Source organism: Nocardia sp. NPDC049190, from assembly GCF_040648115.1.
GTDB lineage: Bacteria > Actinomycetota > Actinomycetes > Mycobacteriales > Mycobacteriaceae > Nocardia.
This window is the reverse complement of record NZ_JBEZDE010000002.1, coordinates 190,223-190,496: the sequence shown is the minus strand read 5'-3', so window position 1 is coordinate 190,496 and position 274 is coordinate 190,223. Positions and strand designations below refer to the sequence as shown.

Genomic DNA, 274 nt, shown 5'->3' with positions numbered 1-274 from the left:
CGGTTACTCGAGAACTGCGGGCGGGGAGCACTGACCGGTGCTCCCCGCCCGCAGCTACCATAGGCGGTTCGAGCCCAACCCGTTCAAGGGGCAACTGTCCGGTGAGTCCGTGTCGGTGCAAGTCGCGCACGAACTGGGTGACGACCGCACTTACCAGTTGACGCACCGGGTGGCGGCAGGGAACGCCGTCACCCTGCACAGTCCTTTCGAATTCACGATTGATCCCGGATCGCTGCTGCCTTGATCGTCCGCCGGGCAACCATGACCGGAGATG

General features: G+C 64.2%; 1 protein-coding gene. It reads left to right on the top strand.

Annotation, left to right across the window (positions count from 1 at the left end):
* The first annotated feature begins 37 nt into the window (after positions 1 to 37).
* Positions 38 to 244: a hypothetical protein gene (locus AB0B25_RS02910; protein ID WP_357173764.1), complete on the top strand. Its 207-nt coding sequence runs from the start codon at positions 38 to 40 to the stop codon at positions 242 to 244.
* Positions 245 to 274: the final 30 nt, after the last annotated feature.